The organism is Faecalibacterium hominis (ex Afrizal et al. 2022), from assembly GCF_049545105.1.
GTDB lineage: Bacteria > Bacillota > Clostridia > Oscillospirales > Ruminococcaceae > Faecalibacterium > Faecalibacterium duncaniae.
In genome coordinates, this window is record NZ_CP186860.1 from 792,737 (window position 1) to 816,454 (window position 23,718).

16 protein-coding genes are annotated in these 23,718 nt (G+C 59.3%); 9 read left to right on the plus strand and 7 right to left on the minus strand.

What is annotated here, in order from left to right; genetic code table 11:
• Positions 1–43: 43 nt before the first annotated feature.
• Positions 44–1,165, minus strand: a complete 1,122-nt coding sequence (gene prfB / locus ACKXGA_RS03900; protein WP_005930411.1) for a peptide chain release factor 2 — start codon at positions 1,163–1,165, stop codon at positions 44–46.
• A 178-nt stretch (positions 1,166–1,343) separates the two neighbouring features.
• On the opposite strand from prfB, the gene ACKXGA_RS03905 reads away from it, so the two are divergent.
• The 6 genes from ACKXGA_RS03905 to ACKXGA_RS03930 all read left to right on the plus strand — a co-directional run bounded on the left by ACKXGA_RS03905 (position 1,344) and on the right by ACKXGA_RS03930 (position 8,238).
• A complete protein-coding gene (locus tag ACKXGA_RS03905) occupies positions 1,344–2,327 on the plus strand; it encodes an RING finger protein (protein WP_423730117.1) in 984 nt (327 codons plus the stop codon).
• Positions 2,328–2,367: 40 nt separating this feature from the next.
• Complete coding sequence (locus ACKXGA_RS03910) at positions 2,368–3,243, plus strand: UTP--glucose-1-phosphate uridylyltransferase (RefSeq protein WP_423730118.1); 876 nt, start codon at positions 2,368–2,370, stop codon at positions 3,241–3,243.
• Positions 3,244–3,417: 174 nt separating this feature from the next.
• The gene (locus ACKXGA_RS03915) at positions 3,418–4,794 is read left to right on the plus strand and encodes an MATE family efflux transporter (RefSeq protein ID WP_423730119.1); all 1,377 of its coding nucleotides are present in this window, start codon (positions 3,418–3,420) and stop codon (positions 4,792–4,794) included.
• A 121-nt stretch (positions 4,795–4,915) separates the two neighbouring features.
• Entirely contained in the window at positions 4,916–6,544 is a 1,629-nt protein-coding gene (locus ACKXGA_RS03920) for a DUF5046 domain-containing protein (protein WP_423730120.1), read from the plus strand.
• A gap of 12 nt (positions 6,545–6,556) precedes the next feature.
• On the plus strand, positions 6,557–7,549 hold the full coding sequence (locus ACKXGA_RS03925) for a PstS family phosphate ABC transporter substrate-binding protein (protein WP_423730121.1): 993 nt from the start codon (positions 6,557–6,559) through the stop codon (positions 7,547–7,549).
• A 113-nt stretch (positions 7,550–7,662) separates the two neighbouring features.
• Positions 7,663–8,238, plus strand: a complete 576-nt coding sequence (locus tag ACKXGA_RS03930) for a transporter (protein ID WP_423730122.1) — start codon at positions 7,663–7,665, stop codon at positions 8,236–8,238.
• A gap of 74 nt (positions 8,239–8,312) precedes the next feature.
• On the opposite strand, the gene ACKXGA_RS03935 is transcribed toward ACKXGA_RS03930, so the two are convergent.
• The gene (locus ACKXGA_RS03935; RefSeq protein ID WP_423730123.1) at positions 8,313–9,170 is read right to left on the minus strand and encodes a leucine-rich repeat domain-containing protein; all 858 of its coding nucleotides are present in this window, start codon (positions 9,168–9,170) and stop codon (positions 8,313–8,315) included.
• Positions 9,171–9,213: 43 nt separating this feature from the next.
• Entirely contained in the window at positions 9,214–9,849 is a 636-nt protein-coding gene (locus tag ACKXGA_RS03940) for a LexA family protein (RefSeq protein WP_005930458.1), read from the minus strand.
• Positions 9,850–10,067: 218 nt separating this feature from the next.
• On the opposite strand from ACKXGA_RS03940, the gene ACKXGA_RS03945 reads away from it, so the two are divergent.
• Together ACKXGA_RS03945 and ACKXGA_RS03950 are read left to right on the plus strand one after the other, a co-directional pair.
• Positions 10,068–11,072 carry a collagen-like triple helix repeat-containing protein gene (locus ACKXGA_RS03945; protein WP_423730124.1) on the plus strand — a complete coding sequence of 335 codons (1,005 nt, stop codon included), beginning with the start codon at positions 10,068–10,070 and terminating at the stop codon, positions 11,070–11,072.
• 137 nt (positions 11,073–11,209) lie between these two features.
• Positions 11,210–13,975, plus strand: coding sequence for an EAL domain-containing protein (locus ACKXGA_RS03950; RefSeq protein WP_423730125.1), 2,766 nt, complete (start codon positions 11,210–11,212; stop codon positions 13,973–13,975).
• 80 nt (positions 13,976–14,055) lie between these two features.
• Here the strand turns inward: ACKXGA_RS03950 and ACKXGA_RS03955 are convergent, their stop codons facing one another.
• The 4 genes from ACKXGA_RS03955 to ACKXGA_RS03970 form a co-directional block, all read right to left on the minus strand.
• Positions 14,056–15,372, minus strand: coding sequence for a 2-hydroxyglutaryl-CoA dehydratase (locus ACKXGA_RS03955; RefSeq protein WP_423730126.1), 1,317 nt, complete (start codon positions 15,370–15,372; stop codon positions 14,056–14,058).
• 16 nt (positions 15,373–15,388) lie between these two features.
• Positions 15,389–18,343 carry an acyl-CoA dehydratase activase gene (locus ACKXGA_RS03960; protein WP_423730127.1) on the minus strand — a complete coding sequence of 985 codons (2,955 nt, stop codon included), beginning with the start codon at positions 18,341–18,343 and terminating at the stop codon, positions 15,389–15,391.
• Positions 18,344–18,598: 255 nt separating this feature from the next.
• The gene (locus ACKXGA_RS03965; RefSeq protein ID WP_117535802.1) at positions 18,599–19,396 is read right to left on the minus strand and encodes a sensor histidine kinase; all 798 of its coding nucleotides are present in this window, start codon (positions 19,394–19,396) and stop codon (positions 18,599–18,601) included.
• Positions 19,397–19,416: 20 nt separating this feature from the next.
• Positions 19,417–20,169 carry a response regulator gene (locus tag ACKXGA_RS03970; RefSeq protein ID WP_005930473.1) on the minus strand — a complete coding sequence of 251 codons (753 nt, stop codon included), beginning with the start codon at positions 20,167–20,169 and terminating at the stop codon, positions 19,417–19,419.
• A gap of 332 nt (positions 20,170–20,501) precedes the next feature.
• Between ACKXGA_RS03970 and ACKXGA_RS03975 the strand changes: the two genes are divergently transcribed.
• Positions 20,502–23,678 carry an ATP-binding cassette domain-containing protein gene (locus tag ACKXGA_RS03975; protein WP_423730128.1) on the plus strand — a complete coding sequence of 1,059 codons (3,177 nt, stop codon included), beginning with the start codon at positions 20,502–20,504 and terminating at the stop codon, positions 23,676–23,678.
• The last annotated feature ends 40 nt before the right edge of the window (positions 23,679–23,718 follow it).

The window sequence follows — 23,718 nt, forward strand, 5'->3', positions numbered from 1 at the left end:
CCCCGCCCAACGGCGAGGTCCCTCTGACATTTTATGATAAATTTTAGGTATCCTGCAGTTCCCCGCGGCTGGCAGCCTTGAGGTAGGCAAAGATGAAGCCGTCCAAATCACCATCCATCACGGCATCGACATTGCCGGTCTCGTAGTTGGTACGGTGATCCTTGACCATGGTGTAGGGCATGAACACATAGCTGCGGATCTGGTGGCCCCAGGCGATCTCATTCTGCACGCCCTTGATGTCGTCGATCTTGTCCATGTGCTGCTGCTTTGCGATCTGATACAGCTTTGCCTTCAGCATTTCCATGGCGTAGTCACGGTTCTGGAACTGGCTGCGCTGGGTCTGGCAGCTGACCACGACGCCGGTGGGCTTGTGGATCAGACGGACAGCGGAAGAGGTCTTGTTGATGTGCTGGCCGCCGGCACCGGAGGAGCGGAACACCTGCATCTCGATGTCCTCAGGGCGGATGTCCACCTGAATGGTGTTGTCCAGCTCAGGCATCACTTCCAGAGAGGCAAAGCTGGTCTGGCGGCGGGCGTTGGCATCAAAAGGAGACACGCGGACCAGACGGTGCACGCCGTTCTCGCTTTTCAGCAGGCCGTAGGCGTTGGCACCCTTGACCATCATGGAAGCGCTCTTCATGCCGGCTTCGTCGCCGTCCTGATAATCCAGCACCTCTACGGTCATGCCGTGTGCCTGTGCCCACTTATTGTACATACGGTAGAGCATCTCGGCCCAGTCCTGCGCCTCGGTGCCGCCGGTACCGGCGTGGAAGGTCAGGATCGCGTTGCTGTGGTCGTACTCACCGTTCAGCATGGTCATCAGCTGCAGCTCATCCACAGCCTTGCCCACAGCGTTCACAGCTTCCTCTGCCTCGGGTACCATGTCGGGGTCGTACTCCTCGTCCAGCATCACCAGCATGGTCTCGGCATCATCGTACAGGCCCTGCAGTTTTTCAAAGCGGTTCAGCTTGCCCTTCAGGTCGCCCACTTCATCAAAGACCTTCTTGCTCAGCTCAGCGTCATCGTAAAAGCCGGGGCGGCTCATGGTGTGCTCCAGCTCCTGCACGCGCTTGCGGGAAGCGTCGATGGCCAGCGCTTCCTCCAGGTCCTTCACAGCGGTACCGTAATCGGCCAGCTGCACTTTCAGTTCGTCAGTAGTAATCATATTTTAAGAATCCCTCAAAAGATACAGTTTATACACAGATACTTCATTAGTATACCCAGAATCCATGATAAAGTAAAGAGGAAAAATACTCAACCTACTGGAATTTTGAAGATTTTTGCCTTTTCTTTTCTCTTTTAAGGGAGTATAATAAGTTCAACTAGCATACCGGGAGGATCTTATGCCCAAATATTATGGCTGCCCCTGTGAGGGCTGCGGCAAGCCGCTGACACTGCAGGACGACATCGTTGTCTGCCCCGACTGCGGCGCGCCTTATCACCGCGATTGTTATGAAAAGCTCGGCCGCTGCATCCATGCCCCGGCCCACGCCGCCGGATACGAGTGGAAGTTCCCTTATCAGGAAAGTGAGCTGTGCACCTGCCCTGCCTGCGGCGAGCGCACCCTGCGCAGTGAATCTGTCTGCCGCTGCTGCGGTGCGGCCCTGCCTCCGGAGGGGGCACAGGAGCCCGCAGACCGTGCCGATTCGGACGAGCACAGCGAGGAGTTTGATTACTCCACCTTTTACCGCCAGTTCCAGGAGACCGGAGCCCCGCAGGTAGACCCGCTGCGTCAGACCTATCAGGCCGCTTTTGGCAAGGAAGAGGTCATGGACGGCATCCCCTGCAAGGACTGGGCGGATTTCATCGGTCCGGCTTCCCCTGCCTACCTGAGCGCCTACTGCCGGATGCAGCTGTCCCACACCAAGACCTCCATGAGCTTTTCGGCCATGCTGTTCGGCCCGTTCTATTTCTTCTACCGCAAGGCGTGGAAGCCCGCGTTCGCCTTTCTGGCCGCCGAGCTGGTGCTGGCCCTGCCCACCTTCATTGACCTTTTGCAGATCACGGACAGCAGCCTGGCCCCGGGGCTTTCCACCTCCACCCTGCTCACCCTTTCCCGGGTCTGCTCAGTGCTCAGCTTCCTGCTGATGATCGTGCGCGGACTGTATGGCAAGTGGTTCTACCGCCAGAGTGCCGCCGAAAAGATCCGCCGCATCCGCGCGGAGTTCCCGGACGCGGCACAGCGCAAAGCCGTGCTCTGCGCGCAGGGCGGCACAAGCTGGGCCGCCGTGCTCGGCTGTCTGGTCCTGCTCATGGTCATCGGCAGCGCGTTCACCCTGCTGCTTGGCCCCAATGTGGATGCCCTGATCCATCTGGTCTACGGCTGAGCGTTCAGCCTGAAATGATATGATGAAGGAGTTCCGAACCATGAAAAAAGTTACGAAGGCTGTCATCCCTGCCGCCGGTCTGGGCACCCGTGTGCTGCCCGCCACCAAGGCCATGCCCAAGGGGATGCTCCCCATCGTGGATAAGCCCGCCATCCAGTATCTGGTGGAGGAAGCCGTCAAGTCCGGCATCACGGACATTCTGATCATTCTGGGCCGCAACCAGAGCATCATCGAGGATCACTTTGATCGCAGCCCCGAGCTGGAAGAAAAGCTGGCCGCCCCCGGCAAGGAAAAGATGCTGGAGGAGTGCCTGGGCATCTCGAACCTTGCCAACATCTTCTTTGTGCGCCAGAAGCAGACGCTGGGCCTAGGCCACGCCGTAAGCATGGCAAAGGCCTTTACCGGTGACGATCCGTTCGTGGTCATCTACGGCGACGACGTGATCTGGGGCGAGGACCCTGTCTGCGCCCAGCTCATCCGCGCCTATGAGGAGTTCGGCCGCCCGGCTGCCGGTGTCTCCGCTGTGCCCTGGGCCGATGTGAGCCGTTACTGCAGCCTGAAGACCACCCCCATCCACAACAACTATTTCTTTGTGGATGACATGATCGAGAAGCCCAAAAAGGGCCAGGAGTTCAGCAACTACTCCATTCTGGGCCGTGTGCTGCTGACCCCTGAGATCTACGATATCCTCGCCCACACCAAACCCGGTGCAGGCGGCGAGATCCAGCTGACCGATGCCATGGCCGAGTATGCCCGCAACTGCGGCGGCATGACCGCTGTGGAGTTCACCGGCACCCACTACGACATGGGCAACAAGCTCCGCGTGGTGGAGGCTCAGGTGGAGCTGGCATTGCAGCACCCCGAGATCGGCGAGGCTTTCCGTGCCTACCTGAAGGAGTTCTGCAAGACCCTGTAACTGTCATTTTCCTTTCCATGACCCAAGACCGCTCTGCCGCCGGGCAGGGCGGTCTTTTGCTGCAATAACCCCGGCAAGGAATTGGTTGATACAAAACAGTTCCTGCGGTATACTGGGTGTGAATGTTTTTTATGTAAAGATCGTATCAAAGAAAAGAGAAAGCGAGGTTTTTTCATGGCAAATGCCGACCGCAGCGCGGAGCAGTTCCGCAAAATGACGGAGACCCCCATCCCGAAATTGATCCTGAGTCTGGCGGCTCCCACGATATTGAGCATGCTCATCACCAGCATCTACAATCTGGCCGACACCTTTTTTGTGGGCCAGATCTCCACCAGCGCATCCGGTGCGGTGGGCATCGTTTCCAGCCTGATGGCCATTCTCCAGGCGCTGGGCTTCATGCTGGGCCACGGCTCCGGCAGCATCATCAGCCGCAGCCTGGGCAGCCAGAACACCGATGCCGCCACCCGGTTTGCTTCCACCAGCTTCTTCACAGCGCTGGTGTTCGGCGGCATCATCACAGCGGCAGGCCTGCTCACCCTGCCCGATTTTATGATGCTGCTGGGCAGCACCGAGACCATCCTGCCCCATGCCTGTGCCTACGCGCGGTACATCCTGCTGGCCGCTCCCATTATGATGTCCAGTCTGGTGATGAACAACATCCTGCGCTATGAGGGCAAGGCCAGCTTTGCCATGATCGGCCTGGTCACCGGCGGCCTGCTGAACATTGCGCTGGACCCGCTGCTCATCTTTGGGCTGGGCATGGGCACCGCCGGTGCGGGCCTTGCCACGGCCCTGAGCCAGACCATCAGCTTCTGCATCCTGCTGTCCATGTTCCTGCGGGGCAAAACGGTCAGCCAGTTCCGGATCACGGCAGTCACCCACAGCCCGGCGGAGTTCGGCACCATCCTGATGACCGGCATGCCCAGCTTCGGCCGTCAGGGCCTGAACAGCATTGGCGGAATGCTGCTGAACATCGCCGCCCGCGGCTATGGCGACGCTGCCGTGGCCGGTATGAGCATCGTTTCCCGCATCTTCATGTTCATCATCTCGGTGGCCATCGGCACCGGTCAGGGCTTTCAGCCGGTGGCAGGCTTCAACTATGGTGCCAAAAAGCACCACCGGGTGCAGCAGGCCTGCCTGTTCACCATGGCAGCCAGCTTCTGCTTTCTCTCTGTCATTCTTACCGTCTGCTGGTTCAATGCCGAGACCCTCATCCGCCTCTTCCGCGATGATCCCGAAGTCACCGCCGTGGCCCTGCCTGCCTTCCGCTACCAGTGCTTTGCCATGCTGCTGCAGCCCGTGATCGTGGCGGGCAACATGCTGTTCCAGTCCATCGGCAAATCGGGCCGGGCCACCTTTCTGGCCTGCTGCCGTCAGGGCGTGTTCTTCATCCCGCTCATCCTCACCCTGCCCCGGGCCTTTGGGCTGCTGGGTGTTGAGATCTGCCAGCCCATCGCCGATGTGCTGACCTTCTTTGTCACCGTGCCCTTCCTCTTCCCCTTCCTGCGTCAGCTGGTGCGGATGGACGAAGCTGAGGCTGCCGAGGTCTGAGCGAACCCTGTAACAAAACTGTAACCATAACCGGACGTTCGATTGCAATTGAACGTCCGGTTTATTCGTATTATAATCAGAATAGGAAAGTTAAATTCTACCAAACCTGTGAGGTACGCTTATGAAACGTTCTGTTCTCCGCATCGGCTGTGCAGTGCTCAGCCTGTCTGCCGCGGCAGGGCTGCTGGCCTCCTGCTCCCTGCTGCCTCCGGCCTCGCCCCTGCCCGATTCCAAGCCCGCGCAGGCTGAGGAAGCGCCCGGCCCCGCTGCAGCTCCACTGGACGACGGCAAACTGCGCATCTTGTACAGCAACGGCTCCAACGGCGGCAATACCGTGCTCTGCGGCAATACCGTGTTGTATCAGGCTGCCAGCAGCGAGACCGTGTATCTGGTGCCGGATACCCTGACCGGCACCGTGCGGTACTATCTGCGGCAGTGGTCAGACCCCAGTACCCCCACCGGGCGGGCAACCGCCCTGTGCGACCGCAGCGGCAAGGAGATCCTGACCTTTGACCGTGCCTACGATGCCGTCCTGACCGGCAGCCTGCTGGTCCTGACCGCACCGGAACAGATGGCCTATGCCCCCTGCAACAACCACGCCGCAGGCGATTGCCGGGTGATCGACCTTGCCACGGGCGACGAGCTGGCTGTGCCCGAAAACGCTTACGGATGCAGCATAGCAGGCAGCTATCTGGCCTTTGAAGTCTGCAATGTCCCGGCAGACTATGTGCAGGAAAACGAATGGGGCGATGATCTGACCGCCTACTGCGCCGTACAGGTGCAGGATCGGCAGGGTGAGGTGGTCTATCAGGCAGAGCTGTCCGGCCTTTCCAACTTCTACGCCAGCAGCAGCGACAGCTCCGCCCCCACCGACTGGCTGGTGGTGAGCCACTACAACGAGGATGGCACGACGGGTGCCGACAGCCTGTACAACCCCACCACCGGCGAGGAGCTGACCGGTTACCAGCAGTACACCGGTGCAGGCACGGTCAGCCTGTATCACGATGGCAGATATCAGCTAGTGGATCTGGTCAGCACGGAGCAAAGCGCTGTGCTCTGCGAATACGACCAGCCTGTGCGGTATTATGCGCCCGGCGCAGCAGTCACGGAGCCAGATGCCTCCACCCCCGAAATGGCGGGGCGGTATCTGTTCCACGACCTGCTCACCGGCGAGGAGAAAGACCTCTACGATGCCAATACGGATGATGCCACGTTGGCCATCTATGCCGTAGACGGCACCGTGCGGGTGTTCGACCTGCAGACCGGTGTTCTGCTGACCGATACCACCATCGACCCGGTGGAAAATCAGGTGCGTACCCATATTTACCCCGAGGGGAACGGCTGGGCCTGGGTCCAGCAGGATGACAATGACAGCTACGACGCAACGGCCATCCACATCTGCGGGCCGGATGGCATCCACAAGACCCTCGACCCGGCCAAGCTGGATGAGACCTACAACTACTACTCGCCCCTGCTCTCCACTGAGGACGGTATCTACTTCTACGGCTGCTACAATGGCCCCGGCAGCAGCTGGCTCTACGATGTTCTGGACAGCGACGGCAATGTGGTGGTCAGCGGCCTGCGCACTTGTGCCGGGTACTACGCCAACAGCGTCAACGGCCTGCCCGAGGGCGTGTTCGCTGCCGTCAAGGGCTTTGAGAGCGGCTGGATGGACCTGACCGGCCAGTGGCTCTACGCCGAGAGCATCTTCGCTTCCAGCAACGACGAAATGGACAACGGTTTCTTCTAAGGAGGTTTTTCCATGCGTACTGTCAAAATTTCCCGCCGCGCGTTCCTGACCGGTCTGGGTCTGGCATCCACCGCCGCCCTGCTCTCTGCCTGCAATACCGTGCCTGCCTCCTCTCATTCGGGGGCGGCCCCGTCTCAGCCTGATTCTGAGGCACCCTCCTCTTCTGCCGCCAGTGAAGTTCCCGCACAGCCCATCCTGAGCGTGGATGAATTCCCCATTACGGATGGCAGCACGGCCTGCATCCCGCTGATTGCACAGATCATGGCCGACACCACCGGGCTGGATCTGGAGACCGCCCGGAGCGCCGTGACCACCAACACCACGGCCCAGGCCTGGCGCAACTTGGGCCTGTACGGCAACAATTACGGCGATTCGGTCAAGCTCATCATCGCCTACGAGGCCCCGGAATCCGTCAAGGAGGAGCTGAAGGCTGACGGTGACCCGCTGGAGCAGAAGGCCATTGGCCGGGACGCTCTGGTGTTCATCGTCAACGAGGACAACCCCGTGCAGAGCCTGACCCTGCAGCAGCTCAAGGACATCTACGCCGGAACGATCACCAACTGGAAGGATGTGGGCGGCAAGGATCAGGAGATCATTGCCTTCCAGCGGCGGGCGGACTCCGGCAGCCAGACCCTGTTCCAGAAACTGCTGATCCAGGGCGGCCCGCTGATGGAGGCCCCCACCGAGCTGGCCCCCACCGCCATGGGTGAGCTGGTGGACAGCATTGCAGAGTATAACAACTCCGCCAACGCCATCGGTTTCTCGGTCTACTACTACATCGACCAGATGTATTCCAAGCCCGGTCTGCGGCTGCTGGCCGTGGATGGCGTGACCCCTTCCAACGAGACGATCGCCGACCAGAGCTACCCGCTGTGCAACGAATTCTATGCCGCCATCCTGCAGGATTCCGCTGCCGACAGCCCGGAGCGCAGGATCTACGAGTGGCTCTCCACCGATGCAGGCCGTTCCTGCATTGAGCACTCCGGCTATGTAGCCGTCCAGTAATTCCCAGAAAATTCGGCACATTTCATTGACTTTGCTCAAATCCTTTGCTAGACTTAAGAAAAGTTTGTCAGCTTTTTTCGTTTCACGATCTTGAGCAAAGGAGATGCCGCATCATGTCCCATCCTTCCGACACCCCGCACTCCGCCCATGTTGAGAGCCGCAGCCGCAAGGCACTGCGCAGCTGCATCATTCAGGCCGCCACCCTGCTGGAGATCGTGCTGTCCGGGCTGGTGCTCATCGGCCTGCTGCTCAGCTTCATTCCCCTGCTCAAATGGATGCCGGGCCTGCTGTTTGATGGCAACGATGTAGAGATTCGCGGCTTCCTTGAGCGGGCGCTGGACATTGTCATCGGCGTGGAGTTCATCAAGATGCTGGCCAAGCACAGCCCCGGCAGCAGCCTGGAAGTGCTGCTCTACGCCATTGCCCGCCACATGGTGGTCGGCCACGAATCGGCTTTGGACAACCTCATCAGCGTGGGTGCCATTGCGTTGATCTTTGTCGTGCGCAAGTTCTTCTTTGTGCCGGCCTTTGGTGCCCACCTGCCTGACGGCAAGCCCGCTCCGGACCTGACCCCCAACCAGAGCGGCATCCCCGCCGAGGAGTTCCGCACCCGCCTGCGCCAGCGCATCCATGCAGAAGCTCTCGCCGACGAGGAGGACGACGAGGACGATGAGACTGAGAAAGTGTAAGATTTCCGAACGCACAAAAACCCGAGGACAGCTGTGATGCTGTCCCCGGGTTTCTTATTGTTTTGGTATTCTAGTCAATCGCTTGGAGCACCTTCATGGTGTTCCGCATTAAAGAATGCTCCATTCCACTCCTTATTGCACCCCGAAAGCAATTCGTCCCAACTTCCAGCATACCAGACATCCGATAAATTCGAACATCCATCAAATGCCCCCGCTCGAATTTCCTTCGTTGCCTTACCAAGTATGACTGTTCGCAAAGAATAACAACTTGCAAATGTTTGCTTTTCTATGGTCTCCTGTCCCTCAAGATATACACTGATAAGTTTCTTGCAATCTGCAAATACTCCACCATTCATCATCCGAATATTTGACGGGATAAAAACCTTCAACAGCCCTGAATTTTCAAATGCTGACTGGTAAAGTTCCAGTCTACTGTTTTCAGGGAAAGTAATCTCTTCCAGTGATACACAATCTAAAAATGCAGACTGTTCAATCTTCACCAGAGATTTTGGCAGCTGCACAGATTTCAGATTATAACACCCTGAAAATGCGGCAAAGCCAATCTCCGTAACGCCTTCCGGGATACTCACCGATTCCATGGTGGTATTATTTTTGAAGCATCCTGAATCAATTTTGGTAAACTTCCCGCTGGGCAGAACAACATCCTTTTGCTTGCCGGTATCGTAGCTTTTCAGCACGCCATTCACGATCAATGGATTCTCTTTTTCCGGCACGCTGGATGCTGGCGGCTCCGGTTCACTGGAAGAAGCCGATTCCGAGGGGGCGGGCACTTCCTCCGGCTGAGAGGGAGCCGATACCTCACTGGAAGCGGGCGGTTCCGCAGGCGCGGGCATCTCTCCCCCGCCGCAGGCAGAAAGCAGCACGGTACCGCACAAAAGCAGTGCTGTGCACAGAACGGTCCTCCATTTCATAGCGAGCCTCCTATTCTGCCCCGCAGGGGCTATCTTCTTTTTTTCAGAACACCTTGCGGCACTCCACCACAAGACCGACCACCCGCACCTGCACCCGTTTCAGATCATAGATCTGGGGCTGGTGCACGGGGTTGAAGCTTTTGGGGGTCAGGACCACAAGGCTCCCCTCCTGACGGAAATATTTCACGGTGGCTTCATCGCCGTTGACCATCACCACGGCAAGCTGGCCGTTTTCCACCTCCGGCTGCTCCCGCACCAGGATCTCATCGTTTTCCGAAATGCCCACGGCGTTCATGCTGTCGCCCCGGACACGGAGCCAAAAGTACCGTGCCCCGTCTTTCCGGGTGATGGGGATGTAGCCCTCAATGTTTTCTTCCGCATACATGGGCAGGCCTGCACGCACCGTGCCCAGCAGCGGAGCCGTGAGAGCGGGATCGAACGGGACAGCTCCTTCGGGCAGCTTCCGCTCCTCCTGCACCGACGGGACGGCTTCGCCCAGCAGCTCCCCCACCGGCACGCCAAAATAGGCGGATACTCTGGCCAGCGTCTCGCCCGAGGGGGTCGCCCCGGTGTTTTTCCATTTGGTCACTGTGGAGTTGCTCAAGCCCATCTCCTGCGCTGCCCGGCTGCGGCTGATGCCTCTGGCCTGACACAGGGCCGTGTAGCAGTCATAAAACACAAATTTTGCACTCCTTCTTGTGCAGGACGCCGGTTTTCTAACCGGATTCAGATTTTCCCTTGACTTTCTGAATTTAATCAGATATTATAGCCTCACAAGCTGATTTTGGTTAGATTTTATCCACCAAACCATCTGCGGTCTTTTCACAATCTTACCGGAAACTCTAACCAAAGTCAAGCTTTTGAACGCGAAAACCACGACAAAAGGAGTGAAACTGTATGATCGAACGTCAGATCCATTTATCCTCGGGCGGCGGGGCTGCTTTGCAGGGGTACGATGGCCTGCTCCGCTTCGGCTACACCAGAAACCGGGGCATCTACGCCCTGCGGGTGGAAGCCGACGGCGAGTGGCAGGGCATGACCCTGCGGGCCTTCTGGCACCTGCCGGATGGGAACGCTGCCCCCTCCACGCTGGTGGTGGACGGCCTTGTGGAGGTGCCCGCCCTCATCACGGCTGTGCCCGGGGAGGGGCGCATCACCTTTGAGGGCACCGATGGCACCCGCACCCTGACCAGCGCGGACGTGTGCTACTGCGTGGCCGAAAATTCCGGCACTGAGGACAGCACCCTGCCCCAGCCCGGCACGCCCGCCTGGCAGGCCCTGCTGGAACGGCTGAAAGCAGCTGTGGAAAGCGGTGCATTCCGGGGCGAAAAGGGGGAACCCGGACCGCAAGGAGAACCCGGTGCTGCAGGACCCACCGGCCCCAAAGGAGAGCCCGGACCGCAAGGCCCGCAGGGAGAACCCGGCCCCCAGGGCCCAAAGGGTGACCCCAGCGATCCCGGCCAGTGGGAGCTGCTGGAAAAGGTGTCCCTGAACGCCGCCGCTGCCAGCTTTGAGCGCACCTTTCCCACCGAACTGCAGGCGCTGAAGGTGCTGTTTCAGGCAGGCAGCAGCCAATCCAAGGGCACGCTGCACTGGGTTTGCAGCACCAGCGATGGTACCCAGCTGCTCAGTGCTTCTGCCCCCTGTGCTGCCAGCAGCTCGATGTCCAGCCCGCCCACCCGCACCTTTGCCAGCTTTCAGGCACTTCCCTGCTTCGGCCAGTATCTCTGTTTTGCCGCATCCGGCACCACGGGTGCACCGCCTGCGGTCGTTTTGCCTGCCGGAAGAGGCGGCCAGAATGTGGATGCCAGCCAGAAGCTCGGCAGGCTGACCCTGACCGTGGACACCAACGTCCGGCTTGCCGCCGGTGCCACGATCGAGCTGTGGGGCGTTCCGGCCTGAGCGGGAGCACCGAAACCGTTCCCGACAGAACTTTCGGTAAAATTTCTTTCACTTTCCATGAAATTTTTGTGTTTTGCCTTGATGCATCTTCCATATTTTGTTATACTGGTTAAAAAGCGGAAAGTGGGGAGTCGGCCATGGATGTCCCTGTTCGGTTTATCGATTCGATCATCAACAATCCCCTGCTGATGCAGTTTCTTGTGCATCGGTGTTTTTTTCTGTTGGAATATGACCCCCGTCTGGATCAGCTGCGGGTCTACGATACCCGGAGCCGCACGCTGGAAACGCTGGATGCCTACCTTGGCTCCGAGAAGCCGGAGCACGCCACGATCTTCGCGGAGGACCGCTGGAAGATGCACGCCCTGCTCACCGGTGAGCTGTACGGCCCGCTGGAGATGCGCTTTGTCTCGCCGGAGGGGGTGTATTATTCCCGGGAGGTGGATGCCCGCCCGGTCGAGGACCCCGCCCGCGGCACGCTCTATGTAGGCTACGCAAAGGACATCACCGACCAGAAGAATCAGACCCAGGAGCTGCTGGAGCAGGCCCGCCACGATTCCCTGACCCAGCTGTATAACAACCGCACCGGCAAGGAGCTTATCGACCGCTATCTGCAGGCCAAAGATCCCTATGCCTCCTGCGGAATGCTGGTCATCGACCTTGATTTTTTCAAGAACGTCAACGACCGCTACGGGCATCTATTCGGCGACAAGGTCCTGCAGGAGTTTGCCCGGATGCTGCGCACCCTGTTCCGCTCCAGCGACATTCTGGTGCGGTTCGGCGGCGATGAATTTGTGGTGTTTTTGAAGGATATCCCCAACACCACCCTGCTTCAGAAGACCCGCCAGCTGTCAGAATCCGTGCAGCAGATGAAGTTCTGGGAAAACGATTACCGGATGACCTGCAGCATCGGTGCCTGCTTCCTGCCTGAAAACACAGCGGGCTATTCCTTTGACCAGCTGTTCGAAAACGCGGACTGGGCCCTGTATCAGGCCAAGCAGAATGGCCGCAACCAGTATGTGTTCTGCGACAATCTGCGGCGCTATGCCCAGGCGGTTCCTGCCGCCCCGGAAACGGCCGATATCGATGCACGCTACCTGCACAACGATCTGATCTCCACCGCCTTTGAACTGTTTGAGAAGAACAACAGCTTTGAGACGGCTATCCCCCTCTTCCTGAAGATCGTCGGCATCCGGCTGCAGCTGGACCGCATCACCATTGTGGACACCCGCATCCGGGAACGCAGCGTCTCCCGGCAGTTCCAGTGGACCTCTCCCCACGCGGAGCCGGTGCCTCTGAACGGTAACTCCTTTACCAAGGAGGACTTCCTGACCCTGTTCCACAGCTACGATGAATACGGTACCACCGTGCTGCAGGCCGACAACATGGGGATGTACTCGCCGCAGGGGCGCGCGTTGCTGATGCAGGGCGGGGCCCAGACAGTGGTCTACGCTGCCATGTACGGCGAGGGCGAATATCAGGGTGCCATTGCCTATGTGGTGTGCGGCAGCAAACGGTACTGGACTCCCCAGAACCGCCGGGAGCTGGGCGAGATCACAAAGATCATCAACGCCTACCTGAGCAAGCATCTGGCCGTGAACGATGTAAGCCGCGGCATGACTTCTGCTCCTGAGTTTGACCGGCTGACCGGTCTGCTGGCCTTTACCCGTTTCAAGGAGGAGGTCTCCCACAAGATCATCGGCGGCTATGCCGAGGGCTACCAAATCTTCTACTGCGACTTCGAGAACTTCAAATATTTCAACGAGAAATACAGCTATGCCACCGGTGATCAGCTGCTGAAGGAATTCAGCGATTTCCTCATCGAGGCAGCCCGTCACTGGGGCGAGTGCTACCTGTGCCGGGTGGTGGGCGACCAGTTCGTGCTCTACCTCTCCTGCCGTGACGAGAAAGGCCCGCTCCATTATGCAGACACGCTCTGCCGCCGGTTTGAGCAGTATCAGGCGCAGCATTACCCGGAGGTACGCCTGCGGGTGCGGATGGGTGTGTACGCCATTGAGCCCGGCTGCCTGAGCGCCTCGGCCGCCATCGACAAGGCAAACTTTGCCCGCAAGCAGGTGCACAGCAACACCCGCGTGTCTGCCATCCAGTTTGACAAAAAGCTGGAGTTCAAGCAGACCCTGACCGGTGAGCTGCTGAGCGGCCTGCCGCAGGCGCTTGAGAACGGCGAATTCAAACTGTACCTCCAGCCCAAATTCTCGCCCAAGGATCTCTCGGTCATCGGGGCCGAGGCGCTGACCCGCTGGATCAAGCCGGACGGCACCGTGGTCTACCCCGACCAGTTCATTCCCATTCTGGAATCCACGGGCCACATCGTGGAGTTGGATCTGTACATCTTCGAGCAGGTGGCCCGGTTCCTGCAGCGCAATGCACAGGCCGGGCATCGGCTGCTGCCCATTGCGGTGAACGCCTCGGCGGCGCTTGCCCGGGAGGATGCCCCCACCCAGGAGTACAGCGAAATTCTGGAAAAGCACAACATCAGCGCCCGGATGCTGGAGATCGAACTGACCGAGACAGCGGTGGTCTCGGAGTACGACCGGGTGAAGCGCCTGCTTTCCTCCTTCCAGAGCGATGGAATGCAGACCTCGCTGGACGATTTCGGCGCGGGCGGTTCCCTGCTGAACAACATGGTGGATATCCCGGTGAACACCATCAAGCTGGACAAGCTCTTCCTGACCCGGTGCAGTTCCAACGCGCGTGGCACCGATTTCCTGCGGGAGATCGTGCATCTGGTCAAACGGCTGGGCTACAGCGTCATCTGCGAGGGCATCGAGACCGAGGAGCAGGTGCAGCTCCTCCGCTCGCTGGACTGCGACGGCGCGCAGGGTTTCTGGTTCTCCAAGGCCATCCCGGCTGAGGAGTTCGAGCGGCGGTATCTCTGCGACTGAGACAAAAAAACACTCCCCTTCGGGCGGAGCCGTGCGGCACACGGTCCTGCCCGAAGGGGAGTGTTGCTGTTTAGAAAGAATTATACTGTGGTCTCGACCCGGGGAGCCCCACCGGCAATTTCTTCTGCCGTCATGGGGGCAGCCTGCGCCGGGGCGTTCAGGCGCTCCTTAGCGACTGCCAGCATCAGCTTGATGCGGTTTTCCTGGTTGACCCGGGTGGCGCTGGGGTCGTAATCGATGGGGGTGATATTGGCGCTGGGATACAGGGCGCGGATCTTGTTCACCATGCCCTTGCCCACGATATGGTTGGGCAGGCAGCCGAAGGGCTGGGCACAGACGATGTTGCCGTAGCCGCCCTGCACCAGCTCGATCATCTCGGCGGTCAGCAGCCAGCCCTCGCCCATCTTGGCCCCCAGCGAAATGATACCGTGGGGCTTTTCCACCAGCTCCTTGAAGGGCCCGGGGGCGTAGAACCCGGCATCGGCTGTGGCCTTGAGCATGGCACGCTCCACGCTGTCCAGCCAGTTGAGCAATTGATCCGTGCCCATCTTGACGGCCAGCTTGCCGCCGTAGAGGACATGATCCTCGCCCATATTGAAGATGCAGTACTGCACAAAGCCCATCAGGCCCGGGAAATTCACCTCACAGTCCTGGCTCTCCAGGAACTTCTGCAGGTCGTTGTTGCCCAGTGGGCTGTATTTGACGTAGATCTCGCCGACCACGCCCACCTTGACCTTGGGCACCCGGGTCACGGGAATGGCCGCAAAATCCTTTGCAATGAGCGGGAAGGTATGCTTCATTTCCCGGGCAGTAAAGCCCCTGCCGGCCAGCAGAACGCGGCCCAGACGCTCGACCCACAGATCGACCATCCGGTCAGCGGCACCCTTTTCGTTCTCGTAGGGAGCCACCTGATTGCGCAGGGCGCAGAGCATATCGCCGTAGAACACGCAGGCGATGGCGCGGCGGGCCAGCGGCAGGGTCATCTGGAAACCGCTGTCTTTTTCCAGACCGGAGAAGTTCAGGCTGGCAACGGGGATCTGGGGATAGCCCGCCTTGACCAGAGCCTTGCGGAGCAGGTGGATGTAGTTGGAAGCACGGCAGCCGCCGCCGGTCTGGGTGATGAGCAGGGCCGTGTGATCCAGGTCATACTTGCCGCTGTTCAGGGCATCCAGAAACTGGCCGATGACCAGCAGGGCCGGATAGCAGGTGTCGTTGTGGACGTATTTCAGGCCCAGCTGTGCCACGGCGCTGCCGCAGTTGCCCAGGATCTCACACTTGTAGCCGTCGTAGCGCAGGGCGTATTCCAGCAGCCGGAACTGAGTAATGGCCATGTTGGGGATGAGGATGGTGTGGGTCTGCTTCATCTCCGGGGTAAATTTGGGATAATTGTATTCCATAGGTTCCTCCTATGTATCAGGCTTCTGCCTTGGGGGCGGCCTTTTCCTCTGCCGCCTCGTCGCGCTCTTCCAGAGCGGCGAACAGGCTGCGCAGACGGATGTTGACCGCACCCAGATTGGTGATCTCGTCGATCTTGAGCTGGGTGTAGAGCTTACCGCCTGCCTGCAGGATCTCGCGGGTCTCATCGGTGGTAATGGCATCCACGCCGCAGCCAAAGGAGACCAGCTGCACCAGATCCATATCCTTCTGGGTGGTGCAGTACTTGGCCGCCGCATACAGGCGGCTGTGGTAGGTCCACTGGTTCAGCACGCTGGTGGGGAACTTTTCCACCCGGTTGGAGATGCTGTCCTCGGTGACAACAGCCGCGCCGTGGCGGGTGATGAGGTGGTCGATGCCATGGTTGATCTCAGGGTCAACGTGGTAGGGGCGGCCAGCCAGCACGATGATGCGCTTGCCCTGACGGCGTGCCTCATCAATGATCTCGCTGCCCTTGACCCGGATCTGGGCCATGTGGGCCTCGTGCTCGGCGTAGGCAGCATCGGCAGCGGCCTGCACTTCCTGTTCGGAAATGCCGCCGAAGTATTTGGGCAGGACTTCCTTTGCCATCTTGCGGACAAAGTCCTTGGGGCGGTGGATGCCCACATAGTCATAGATAAACTTCTGGCCCTCCAGCTCGGGGCAGTTGCCTGCCAGAACTTCAGGGTAATAGGCCACCACAGGGCAGTTATAATGGTTGTCGCCCAGTCCTTCGTCAAAGTTGTAGGTCAGGCAGGGGTAGAAGATGGCATCCAGGTGCATCTGGCTCAGGGCCTTGATGTGGCCGTGGCTCAGCTTGGCCGGGAAGCAGGCGGTATCGCTGGGGATGGTGGCCTGACCGGCCAGATACAGCCCCCGGCTGGACACCGGGCTGGTGTGCACGGCAAAGCCCAGCCTGGTCCAGAAGGTGTACCAGAAGGGCAGCAGCTCGTACATATTCAGGCAGAGCGGGATGCCAATGGAGCCGCGCTTGCCGGGCACAGGCTTGTAACCGGCAAGTAGCTGCTGCTTGTAGGCGTACAGATTCAGGCTGTTGTCCTCGCTCTTGCCGGTCACGGGCTTATCGCAGCGGTTGCCGGAGATGAACTTGCGGCCATCGGCAAAAGTGTTGATGGTGAGCTGGCAGTGGTTGCCGCAGCCGCCGCACTTGACGCTGACTACCTTCTGGTCAAAGGCTTCCAGCTCGGCCAGACTCATCATGGCGGAGGTCTCCTGGTGGTTCTTATGGCTCTGGCGCAGGCCGAACAGGGCCGCACCGTAGGCACCCATCAGGCCCGCGATGTCGGGGCGGATGACCTCCACGCCCATCTCTTTTTCAAAGGCGCGGAGAACAGCTTCATTGTAGAAAGTACCGCCCTGCACCACGATCCTGCGGCCCAGCTCCTCAGGGCTGGATGCGCGGATGACCTTGTACAGCGCGTTCTTGACCACACTGATGGACAGACCGGCGGAAATGTTCTCGATGGAAGCACCGTCCTTCTGGGCCTGCTTGACCGAGCTGTTCATAAACACGGTGCAGCGGCTGCCCAGATCCACGGGGCGGTCTGCGAACAGGCCGAGAGCGGCGAACTCCTTGACATCATAGCCCAATGCCTGAGCAAAGGTCTGCAAAAAGCTGCCGCAGCCGGAGGAGCAGGCCTCGTTCAGGAAGATGTTGCTGATGGCACCATCCTCGATCTTGAAGCACTTCATGTCCTGACCGCCGATATCGATGATGAAATCCACATCGGGCATAAAGTATTTGGCAGCGGTGAAATGAGCCACCGTTTCCACCAGACCATAATCACAGCGGAAGGCGTTCTTGACCAGTTCCTCGCCATAGCCGGTGGTGGTCACGCTGGCCACCTGCAGGCCGGGGTGCTCCTGGTAGATCTTGATCAGCTGTTCCCGGATCAGGGGCAGCGGGTTGCCAAGGTTGGGCTGGTAATTGGTGTACAGGATCTGACTCTTCTCGTCCACCACCACCAGCTTGACGGTGGTGGAGCCGGAGTCGATGCCGATATGCACCGGGCCGCACTGGGCGCTGAAGGGCACATGGGGCACGCTGTGGGACATGTGCCGGGCATGGAATTCCTCGTACTCCTGCTTGTTGGCAAAGAGCGGAGGCTCACTGGCATAAGTAGCGGTGGCGGCGTACTGGTCCAGCGCGTTGGCCACTGCGGAGAGGTCGAATTCCTTATCCGCATAGAGGGCGGCACCCAGTGCCACATAGAGCAGGCTGTTCTCGGGGCAGGTTCCGGTGACCCCCAGCGCCTCATCAAAGCTCTTGCGCAGCACGCTGCTGAAGGTCAGCGGCCCGCCCAGATACAGGATATTGCCCTTGATGGGGCGGCCCTGTGCCAGACCGGCAATGGTCTGGTTGACCACAGCCTTGTAGATGCTGGCGGCGATATCTTCCGTGCGTGCGCCCTGATTGATGAGGGGCTGCACGTCGCTTTTGGCAAACACGCCGCAGCGGGACGCGATGGTATAGGTGCGCTCGGCCTTTTCCGCGGCCTTGTTCATCTCGTCGGCACTCATCTTCAGCAGGGTGGCCATCTGGTCAATAAAGGCACCGGTGCCGCCGGCACAACTGCCGTTCATGCGGACCTCGGTGCCATTGGTCAGGAACAGGATCTTTGCATCCTCGCCGCCCAGCTCGATCACGCAGTCGGTGGCGGGCACAAACCGCTTGACTGCCACACGGGTGGAGAACACCTCCTGCACAAAGGGCACGCCGCAGCTGTCGGCCAGACCCATGCCGGCAGAACCGGAGATGCTCAGCAGAGCCTTGTTTCCGTGCAGGTGCTCTGCATCGATACGGCGCAGCAACTCCTGCGCCTTTTCCAGAATATGGCTGTAATGACGCTCGTATGTTGAATAAATCAGCGCATCATGTTCGTCCAGCACCGCGCACTTGATGGTGGTGCTTCCGATGTCAAGACCTACTCTCACTTGCTTTTCCTCCTGAGGAACAATATAAAAATACAGTTGTATTATACTCAAAAATCGGGATACAATCAATCCAGTCACCATATTTTACACGCAAAAAATAGTATTTTCCGCTCAGAAAGTTAAACATTTTGTTAAATTCACGAATACAGCCCCCCCTGTTTTTCTACATTCCGGTTAAGATTCTTTACTCAGAGTGATTTTTACACAAAAACGCCCTGCCCCGGAAAAGCCCGGAGCAGGGCGCTGAACATCGTATCATTCCATTTTATCGGACAACAGAGCAAGCTCCCGCAGGATCTGCCAGCGCAGGCCATCAGCTGTGGTGAGTGCCGGATGGATGGTGTGCAGTTCCACACTGCCCTCAATGGGAAACATCGTTCCGGCCAGCGGGATGCGCACCTCTGCCCGGGTACCGCTTCCGGCATCGCGCGGCGTGAGGGAAAGCACCCACCCCATGTGGGCGCAGTAACGGCGGCAGAGCAGCAGCCCTGCCTGCACACCGCCCAGGAAGCGGCGGCGGTTCTCCATCCAGTTTTCACCGGTGGGCAGGCCGCAGCCGTCGTCCTCCACGATCAGGTACAGATCCTCGTCGTCCCGGGTGAGCCGGATCTTGATCTGCCCGCCGGGGCTTACGGCCCGCAGGGCGTTGGAAAGCAGATGAAACAGCAGCTGCTCGGCCTCCTGGGCATCCGCCTTGACATAGCAGCGCCGGAACGGGCTGTGATCCACAGTCAGCCGGATGCCCAGCTGCTTCTCGATCTCCGGGGCTATCTGGGCGGCCTCCATCAGGATCCAGCACAGGTCTACCGGCTTCATGGACGGCTTGTCGTTCATCTCCACTTCCAGCAGGCCCATCATCTCCCGCAGGGTGCGCTCCAGGCGGATGCTCTCCTGCCCCATATCCTCCAGCGCCTGCCGGGTCCTTTCGTCTCCGGTCCGGGCCAGATGCATCTGCAGGTATTCCCGGTTCTGGTCCATGATGCGCAGGGAGTGCAGCAGCACGCTCTCAAATTGTTTGCGGGGGAAATCCCCCATCCCGCTCTCTTTTGCCATTCCGTTCTCTCTCTTTTTTCTCATCGTCCGGCCTTCCGTCCCTGCGTTCCGCTGTCGATCAATTTCTGGCGGCCCGCATAGATCAACTTGCCCAGGGTAACGCTATGCCCCATCAGGCCGTAATCCTGCTTGAATTTCTGCCAGGCTTCGGTGTTGTATTTTTCCACCCCGTCGATCAGGCGGCGCATCCCGCAGTCCACGGCGGCCACCGTGGTGTGGTGTTCCTCGGCCACAGTCTGCAGGATCTCCTTGCGCACGGCCAGCTTCCGCTCCGTGCCGCAGACGACCTGCAGCGCAGTGGTCAGATATTCACAGTTTACATCCGGCTGCTGGATGCCCCACTCCGCATAAAGCTGCTTGCAGAACGGCAGCACCCAGAAGATGCCAATGTCCGTGGAGCTGCGCAGATCCAGCAGCAGATCCAGCAGGCTGCTGCGCTCCGGCAGGTACTGCCTGCCGTCCGGCCGCAGGAACGATGCCGTGGCATCGCTGTACCAGTCATCCCCCTGCAACAGCAGCAGCGGGCGGTTATGCAGGCTGTTGAGCCGCTTGAGGAACTCATACCCGTCCATATCCTCCAGCTGGCTCGAAAGCACCACGATATCCACACTGCGCTGCTGGCGCAGCTCCCGCAGCAGCTCCTCGCCGCTGTGGAAGCAGACACAGCAGATCGCAGGATTCTGCTCCTCCAGATAATTTTTCCGGACGCGGATCTCCCGCTCGTCGTAGCTCAAAAGCGCGACATGCAGCTTTGAAACGAGTCGTTCCGTCAATCCAACCTTCCCCTTTGCCTTAAAATTGCCGCACTTTTCTTCCGTGCGTACTGTATGATACTATTTTATAAGGCCCTGTGGAAAGATTCAATCCCCGAAAAAACGTCACTATGCGTCGAACCGTGCAGGAACGGAGGCTTTTTGCGTCTTAATTTCTTGTAATTTACGTCATAAAGTGTCGATTTTTGTTTCTTTCACCTTCTTCAGCATAACACCATCTTTCCCGAAAAGCAATGGTTTGTTCACATTCATCTGATACTATATCTACGTTATTTTGTTTTTTGCCCGGCATTTCCCACACGCCGCCGGGCACGCATAAGAAAGGCCTGCCTATGCTACAACTGAAAAAGATCCGCAAGGAATACAAAACCGGTGACCTTGTACAGACCGCACTGAATGATGTCAGCCTGAACCTGCGCGACAGCGAATTCGTCGCCATCCTGGGCCCCTCCGGCTCCGGCAAGACCACCCTGCTGAACATCATCGGCGGCCTGGATCGGTACGACAGCGGTGACCTTGTCATCAACGGGATCTCCACCAAAAAGTACACCGACCGCGATTGGGACTCCTACCGCAACCACACCATCGGCTTTGTGTTCCAGAGCTACAACCTGATCCCTCATCAGACCGTTCTGGCCAACGTGGAGCTGGCCCTGACCATTTCCGGCATCTCGGGCGCAGAGCGCAAGCGCCGCGCCACCGAGGCACTGCAGAAGGTGGGGCTGGGCAATCAGCTGCACAAGCACCCCAGCGAAATGTCCGGCGGCCAGATGCAGCGCGTTGCCATTGCCCGTGCGCTGGTCAACAATCCGGATATCCTGCTGGCAGACGAGCCCACCGGCGCGCTGGACAGCGAGACCAGCATCCAGGTCATGGAGCTGCTCAAGGAGGTGGCAAAGGACCGGCTGGTGGTCATGGTCACCCACAACCCGGAGCTGGCCCAGCAGTACGCCACCCGCATCGTGAACCTGAAGGATGGTGTCATCCGCTCCGACACCGCCCCCTACAAACCTGACACCGCTCAGCTTGCCCCTGCCGTTCACAAGAACATGGGCCACTCCTCCATGTCGTGGTGGACCTCGCTGACCCTGAGCTTCAACAACCTCTGGACCAAAAAGACCCGCACCCTGCTCACGGCCTTTGCAGGCTCTATCGGCATCATCGGCATTGCGCTGATCATTTCCCTGTCCACCGGTGTCAACCAGTATATCGCTGATATGGAGCGGGACACCCTTTCCGAGTACCCGGTGCAGATCCTGCGCAGCGGCATGGATCTGACCAGCCTGCTGTCCGCCGACCTGCCCGGCCAGCCCGCCGCCCCCGACCTCGGCGAAGGGATGGTGCCGGTGCGCCAGCTCGTGACCCAGATGGTTTCCGGCATCACCTCCAACGACCTGAAGAGCCTGAAAACCTACCTCGAGAGCGATGCCTGCAGCATCGGGGAGAGCGTTTCCTCGGTGGAGTATTCCTATAATGTCCAGCCTCAGATCTACCGCCAGGACCCGGACGGCAGCATCCGGCAGGTGAACCCGGATTCCTCCCTTTCCGCTCTGGGCATCAGCTCCACCAGCTCGACCAACAACATGATGGCCAGCATGATGAACACCAGCGTGTTCTACCAGCTGCCCGCCAGCGATGCCCTGTATCATTCCCAGTACGAGGTCAAGGCAGGCCGCTGGCCCGAAAACTACAACGAGTGCGTTGCCGTGCTGGGTGCGGATGGTTCCATCACCGATTATGCCCTCTACGCGCTGGGCCTGCGGGACAACGCCGAGCTGGACAAGATGATCCAGCAGTTCGCCCAGAACCAGAATGTGGATGTGCCCGAGGATTTCAAGCCCTACCGGTACAGCGATTTTCTGGGCCGCACCTTCAAGCTGGTCAACGCGGCCGACCGCTACCAGTACGACGATGCCCACAGCACCTGGGTGGATAAATCGGACGACAAGGCCTTCCTGCAGGAGCTTGTGGCCAACAGCGAGACCATGACCATCGTGGGCGTGGTGCAGCCCAGGGAGAACGCCTCCGCCGCCATGCTGTCCTCCGGCATCGCCTATCCCGCCTCCCTGACCCGGCATGTCATGGACACCGCCGCCCAGAGCAGGCTGGTGCAGGACCAGCTCGCCGACCCGCAGACCAATGTGCTGAACGGTGAGCCCTTCGGCACCGAGCGAACCGCTGCCGTGGACATGGCCTCCCTCTTCTCCATTGACACCGACCAGCTCGAGAGCGCCTTCCAGTTCGACCCCGGCAAGCTGGATCTTGACCTGAGCGGCGCGTTCGACCTGAGTGATGGTTCCGTAGATTTTTCCTCCCTCATTGACCCGGACAGCTTCCAATTTGATCTGACCGAAACGCCCGACATCGACATGAGCGCCCTGACGGACGTGTTCGCCAACATGGACATTTCCATTCCCGCCGACAAAATGCAGCAGCTGGCCCAGAAGGTGATGACCGGCTACAAGGATTACATCATCGGCAACGGCATTCTGGGGCTGGACAAGATCGGTTTTGACCAGTATCTTGCCAGTGACCAGTTCCAGCAGCTGATGAAGGATTCCATGGGCAGCCTCATCGATACCGCTGCCCTGCAGGAGCAGTTTACTGCCGCCATGCAGCAGGTCATGGGCAGCGTGATGGCAAACTTCTCGGAACAGATCGCCGCCGAATTGCAGGCCCAGCTGGGCGCTGCCATGGAGCAAGCCATGGGCCAGATCAGCACGAACCTGCAGAGCCAGATGACCGAGCGCTTCTCCTCTCTGGGCAGCCAGATGGAAAGCGCGCTGAAGATCGACGCAGATGCGTTCCGGAATGCCATCCGGTTCAACATGACCGAGGACGATCTGGCGGAGCTGATGAAGTCGAACATGATGTCCACCAGCGCCACCTATGAAAGCAACCTGCAGTCCCTTGGCTATGCCAGCGAGGACGACCCCAGCCAGATCAACATCTATCCGCTGGACTTCGAGCAGAAGGCTGAGGTCCTCAACGTGCTGGACAGCTACAATGCCGCCATGCGTGAGCAGGGCGCGGAAGACAAGGTGATCCAGTACACTGATGTGGTGGGCACCCTGATGACCTCCGTGACCAGGATCATCAACATGATCTCCAACATGCTGGTGGCCTTTGTCTCCATCTCGCTGGTGGTCTCCTCCATTATGATCGGCATCATCACCTATATCAGCGTGCTGGAGCGCCGCAAGGAGATCGGCATCCTGCGTGCCATCGGTGCTTCCAAGCGGAACATCTCCGAGGTGTTCAACGCCGAGACCTTCATCATCGGCCTGTGCTCGGGCCTCATGGGCATCGGCCTCAGCAGGCTGCTGCTCATTCCGGGCAACATGCTCATCCAGAAGATCGCCGTCGGCACCAGCGTAGTGGCCGTTCTGCCCTGGAAGGCCGCTGTGGTGCTGGTTGCGCTGGCAACTGTGCTGACCATTCTGGGCGGCTTCATCCCCGCCAAAACCGCTTCCCGCTCTGACCCTGTCAAGGCTCTGAGAGCAGAATAAGATCACTTTTCCAAAGAGACTGTTGCACAAGCCCCAGCAA

Excerpts from the sequence above, each read along its gene's own strand:
- ACKXGA_RS03935 (WP_423730123.1), bottom strand. The coding sequence starts at position 9,170 with ATGAAATGGAGGACCGTTCTGTGCACAGCACTGCTTTTGTGCGGTACC.
- ACKXGA_RS03945 (WP_423730124.1), top strand. The coding sequence starts at position 10,068 with ATGATCGAACGTCAGATCCATTTATCCTCGGGCGGCGGGGCTGCTTTG.
- ACKXGA_RS03910 (WP_423730118.1), top strand. The coding sequence starts at position 2,368 with ATGAAAAAAGTTACGAAGGCTGTCATCCCTGCCGCCGGTCTGGGCACC.
- ACKXGA_RS03975 (WP_423730128.1), top strand. The coding sequence starts at position 20,502 with ATGCTACAACTGAAAAAGATCCGCAAGGAATACAAAACCGGTGACCTT.
- ACKXGA_RS03915 (WP_423730119.1), top strand. The coding sequence starts at position 3,418 with ATGGCAAATGCCGACCGCAGCGCGGAGCAGTTCCGCAAAATGACGGAG.
- ACKXGA_RS03920 (WP_423730120.1), top strand. The coding sequence starts at position 4,916 with ATGAAACGTTCTGTTCTCCGCATCGGCTGTGCAGTGCTCAGCCTGTCT.
- ACKXGA_RS03965 (WP_117535802.1), bottom strand. The coding sequence starts at position 19,396 with ATGGCAAAAGAGAGCGGGATGGGGGATTTCCCCCGCAAACAATTTGAG.
- prfB (WP_005930411.1), bottom strand. The coding sequence starts at position 1,165 with ATGATTACTACTGACGAACTGAAAGTGCAGCTGGCCGATTACGGTACC.
- ACKXGA_RS03955 (WP_423730126.1), bottom strand. The coding sequence starts at position 15,372 with ATGGAATACAATTATCCCAAATTTACCCCGGAGATGAAGCAGACCCAC.
- ACKXGA_RS03905 (WP_423730117.1), top strand. The coding sequence starts at position 1,344 with ATGCCCAAATATTATGGCTGCCCCTGTGAGGGCTGCGGCAAGCCGCTG.
- ACKXGA_RS03950 (WP_423730125.1), top strand. The coding sequence starts at position 11,210 with ATGGATGTCCCTGTTCGGTTTATCGATTCGATCATCAACAATCCCCTG.
- ACKXGA_RS03925 (WP_423730121.1), top strand. The coding sequence starts at position 6,557 with ATGCGTACTGTCAAAATTTCCCGCCGCGCGTTCCTGACCGGTCTGGGT.
- ACKXGA_RS03930 (WP_423730122.1), top strand. The coding sequence starts at position 7,663 with ATGTCCCATCCTTCCGACACCCCGCACTCCGCCCATGTTGAGAGCCGC.